2 protein-coding genes are annotated in these 2,460 nt (G+C 60.6%); both read right to left on the bottom strand.

From position 1 onward, the window contains the following. Window positions 1-52: 52 nt before the first annotated feature. Window positions 53-1,570: a hypothetical protein gene (locus tag KLP42_RS26445; protein WP_215571145.1), complete on the bottom strand. Its 1,518-nt coding sequence runs from the start codon at window positions 1,568-1,570 to the stop codon at window positions 53-55. A gap of 9 nt (window positions 1,571-1,579) precedes the next feature. After that, on the bottom strand, window positions 1,580-2,460 hold an 881-nt coding region (locus KLP42_RS26440; RefSeq protein WP_215571144.1), incomplete at its 5' end, for a phage tail tip fiber protein.

Below are 2,460 nucleotides of genomic sequence, written 5' to 3'. Positions count from 1 at the left end.
GATTTCCTGTCAGGGAGGCGCGGACCTTGGATCGTCCGGCAATGCCTCGCGGCTATTCGGCGGGAACGCCGAAGACAAAATAACGAATACCCACGATGGGAGCGGGATCGTATTCGTAGGTGATCCGGTTGTTATCGACCGCACCGCCGTTGGCGTATCGTTGTCCGATCGGGTTCCCCCGGAAGGTGAAGAACCGAACTTCACTGCTGGTGACCGTGCAGAAGCACGTATCCCCGCTGGTGATGACATTCGTCCACCCCACCCGGTAAACGGCACTGCGCGCAACCTTGGGGCTGCGCACCTCAGCGCCCCAGGAAGTCGGCAGAACCGGTTTGGTGCTGCCTCCACTCCCATGAACCGTCATGAATTTGACGATCGGGAAGAGACCATCGGAATTGGTGGCAATGGGGTGCTGCAGCTCTCCATTGCCGACGGGAATGTAGCCCTCGGCGATCATCTGCAGACAGGGCCACCGGCTGTCCAGGATGATATCCCCGAAGGACGGATCCTCTCCAGCGCCAGGACGCAGGAACTGGACGACATTCCGGCCGGCCTGCTCGAACTGACGCAGCACATTGTTTTGCCCTGCCGTCTGCGTTGCCGCAGGTGGCGACACGACGATGAAGCGCGCCCGGCACGCCGCATTCGCATTGAACGCGATTTTCGAGCCGGCAATCCAGTGTTCGGCCCCGAATTCCACGTTCTGCGGATTGCAGGGATAATAGACCGTGGCCCCTTCCGGATAGAAGGCAGCATCGATCACGCATCCCGGAGGCAGTTCCAGCCCGGTGTCATATTCGGAGTAGCCGACCGGGATGAGGATATCATTGGCCGCAATGATCTTTGGCGGACGTTTCGAACTGTCGAACGCCAGCTGTGTCGACGTTGCCGTCCTCACGTCATATCCCGGCTTGGAGACGCGACAGGCCGCCGCGTTGATTTCGATCTGCCGTTGTCCGCTCACAGGCGCCAGCGGCGTTCCGTCAATGATCGGACTGCTGTCACCGGGCAGATTCCAGACGAGGATGGAGGCCCGCTCGCCGAAGCTGGAGCCTTCCGGCACCTCGAACAAAGACTGGAAGAAGACGCCATGTTCCAACGTCACCGAGGGGGAGATGTTGGTGAAATAGGCGTTGCTGTACCAGGACAGATTGCGTGTCGACCACAGTCCGCCGCGCCGCTCGTAGCCGACCAGGGACTGAATGACCCTGTTCGTCTGAAAGCGTCCCGTTGCATAGTCGATGGGCTTATAGTCCATCAGGGGCATGTTGTAGGCCAGGCCCGGAAAATACGATTTCCGATAGTAGTTGTAGTTGAAGTTGGTGGTGCTGAACAAAGGCAGGAAGCCGATATGGGTTGCATCGGCGTAGCTCGTCCCCCCTTCGATGAAGTTCGACGTGAACTTGTCGGGGTTGACGAAGAGGTTGACGTTAACGTCCTTCGACCACTTCGAGTTATAGTAGAAGGCGGCAACCTCGCTGTCCGGGGTGGCCGCCGGATCGAGACTGCCCTTGGTGATCTTGACGCACCCGACGCCTTCGTAATCAAGCCCGATCAGAGTTTTGGTCACCCTCACCCCCTACGATGAAATGATGATCGTCCCCGCATTCGCGTCGATGACGAACTTGCCATTGTTCGACCGGATGACGCCTGCGGTCACCGTTCCGATGTTTGCCACCTGCAGCTTCAACTCGCCGTCTTCGAAGACAAGCGGCAGGGCGCCCGCCACGCCGTTGGTCACCACGAACTGATCTGCCGCGACGGCAAAGCGGGAGCGCTGCACGCCGTCATCCGTGTAGAGTTCCAGGTAAAGCCCGGTTTCCTTGAACTCGCCCGCCGCATCCGCCCGGATGGCCACCGAGAAGCGGGCATCGACACCGGCCTGGCTGGCTGCCACCCCGAACCGCACCTTGCCCTGGACGCTGAGATCATTGATCGAAGCCGTCAGGGATTGTGCGGCCTCAGCAAGTGCGTTCACGTCCGTGGCGACGGCCGCCAGGTCCTCTCGCACGCTCGTCTTGTTCTGTTCGAACGCGGCATCAAGAGCGGTCACCTGTGTCACGGCTGCCGCAAGCTCGCCCGTCACCACGCTGATATCCTCAGCGAAGGACGCGCTGGCATTGTCGATTTCCCGTGACAGGTGACGGCGCATGATTTCCGTGGAGGCCCCGCTCAGCTGCTCGTTAGCCAGTAGTCGCTCGAGGACCGGCCGCAGATCATCGAACTCCGCAAACAGCCGCGAAAACTGGTCCTTCACATCCCGCTGCAAGTTCGACAGGCCGACATCGAGATCGGCGTTGCCGCCATCCAGCGCGCGGACTTCCTGTTCGGCTGACCAGTTCGTCGGACGATCCGCCACCAGCTTGTGGCGGAAGACGTAAGGGGCGTTGCTGATGATCCCTTCCTGCAGCAGGGCAAAGGTCACGTCCGCCCCGATGCGCCGGTTGAACCGGTTGTCGG

The organism is Rhizobium sp. CSW-27 (assembly GCF_018760785.1).
Taxonomy (GTDB): domain Bacteria; phylum Pseudomonadota; class Alphaproteobacteria; order Rhizobiales; family Rhizobiaceae; genus Neorhizobium.
The sequence above is the reverse complement of the archived record's forward strand: the minus strand, read 5'-3'. Positions and strand labels throughout refer to the sequence as shown.